Consider the following 1973-nt stretch of genomic DNA (forward strand, 5'->3'; position numbering starts at 1 on the left):
TGATCCGACACTCACAGAGTTTTTTAAACTTGCAGATGAGCAATCAAAAACACCGATTGATGAAAAAGCATGCGAAGAGTTGATTTTAAGGGTTCTTAATAAGCATTATTCTCCAACAGATATAGCCAAAGAAATTGACAGTCTATTAAACGACTGTGATCTTTCGCATAGACAGCATAAAAAAATAATTCACTGCGTTACAGACTACTTAAGTAAAAGTATCGATGAAGATAGACTAATCAAATCCGTAAATAAGTATTCGTACAAAGTCGATGCTTATAAACTCAAGGAAAAAAGCAAAAAATTGAAGGATCTGCTGTGAGTAAGTATTTGGTATCTGTATTAGAGGCTGACCTATTCTCAACACCGTGGCCTGTTTTTATAAATGATCATTTCATTCCTGGTGATAAATATATTACACCTGATATATGTGAAAGTTGTCATGTGAGAGATTGTTTAGATAGTGACACCTACCAGTATATATGCAAAAAAAATGTTGTTTCTTATATGCAAAAATCTGGAGAGGACAAAATCATATTAATTGGATTTCAGGGAAAGAATCAAAAGAAATCTAAGCTAAATAAGTTTTCATCTGAAACTTACAATCAATGGATAACTAGAGTAAAGAAACTGAACTCACAGTTTGAAGAGGAATCTTTGAAACGAATGTCAGAGACTCTTCATTATTTTCATGATCCCGTAAAGTGGGTTGAGCAAATCAAAATAAGTTCAGAGAAATTGATATTGTCTCTGCCTGGGGATAACTTCAAGAAAAAACTAGAAAATGCAAAAAATGAGCAAAAAGCACTCTATCAATCGTCTAGGATGCTTGCTGATTCAATACAGATGTTAGGTGTCTTTTTTAATCCAGCAAGTGCATCTTATGGTAGCAGCGTAAAGACAAATGTCTATAAATTATTTGATAAAGTTCAAGCAATAATATATTTCTCTGAAGGAAAGAAGTACAATAAAAAGTTCAATTTAACAGGGACATCATTCAAAGAAATATTTCTATATGAGTCTTTCCCTATTATCGCACTTACTCTTATACATAATGCTTTAAAATATTCTAAAACAAGAGAAGTTGAGATTAATATTGAAGATGTAAGAGATGGAGTAGAAGTTAAAGTTACCTCTCAAGGTCCAGTGATAAGTGAGGAAGATAAAGAGTTCATTTTTCATAAAGGTTATCGAGGAAAGCACGCTAATAGGCTACACCATGATGGGATGGGTATTGGTTTGTATGTCTCACAACATATAGCACAGGCACATAACTTTGAAATCCATGTTAACAGCACGGAAAAAGGTTATACAAGTGGTGGCATTGACATAGCTGAAAATTCTTTTTTCTTCACTGTCCCTGCAAACGGGGTATAAATCGGGTAAGGACTGGTCTTTCTCCAGCTCTCTCCACCCCAGTCGAGTCAACCAAGCCCCCCCCTCAGCTGCTCACAGATTCGGACATAAAAGTCCCCCTTCATCCGGCTCTTCTTACCCAACCGCTGACACACAACCAAAACGCCAGTGTGCCATTAACCATGGGGCTCGCTTTGCGACTCTCCCAAAACATCGGGAAGCACGCCTTTTTCACCCTCTCAATTTCTTGTATTTGCCCATAGCCCAGCGAACCAGTGTTGCTTCCTTGTAGTTCAGAACCTTCTTCAATAGACTGCAGGACAACCTGCGCTATTTCCATCAGTATCAGCCGTGTATTCGCTCCGGGACAGGTACGTAATGCGGCGGTTGCCTGCCCATTTTAAGTCGGAATTTTTTAAGCCTGTTTTGCAGCAGGCTTTATACCAGGAGGCGTTTGAGTCCTGGTTTCGTGGTGAAGTATGTAAAGTGGATGGCATCGCCCTGGTCTCCAGCTGTTTGCTGATTAATCGTCAATGGTTTCTGGCGATGGGTGGCTTTCGTGAGGCGTTTGCTGGCCATGGCTATGAAGACTTTGATCTGATTCACCGACTGGCCAT

Annotated in this window: 4 protein-coding genes; 3 read left to right on the forward strand and 1 reads right to left on the reverse strand. The window is 38.8% G+C overall.

The window, feature by feature from the left end; genetic code table 11:
* Positions 1–322: hypothetical protein (locus KDK17_RS16445; protein ID WP_257288559.1), on the forward strand; the 322-nt coding region annotated here is incomplete at its 5' end.
* A complete protein-coding gene (locus KDK17_RS19665) occupies positions 319–1377 on the forward strand; it encodes an ATP-binding protein (RefSeq protein WP_257281349.1) in 1059 nt (352 codons plus the stop codon). The genes KDK17_RS16445 and KDK17_RS19665, both read left to right, overlap by 4 nt.
* A gap of 100 nt (positions 1378–1477) precedes the next feature.
* Here KDK17_RS19665 and KDK17_RS16455 read toward each other — a convergent pair whose 3' ends face one another.
* A complete protein-coding gene (locus KDK17_RS16455) occupies positions 1478–1696 on the reverse strand; it encodes a hypothetical protein (RefSeq protein ID WP_257281348.1) in 219 nt (72 codons plus the stop codon).
* A gap of 38 nt (positions 1697–1734) precedes the next feature.
* On the opposite strand from KDK17_RS16455, the gene KDK17_RS16460 reads away from it, so the two are divergent.
* Positions 1735–1973, forward strand: a 239-nt coding sequence (locus KDK17_RS16460) for a galactosyltransferase-related protein (protein WP_257288560.1), incomplete at its 3' end; no start/stop codon positions are given.

The sequence above is a fragment of the Endozoicomonas sp. SESOKO2 genome, from assembly GCF_024606245.1.
GTDB lineage: Bacteria > Pseudomonadota > Gammaproteobacteria > Pseudomonadales > Endozoicomonadaceae > Endozoicomonas_A.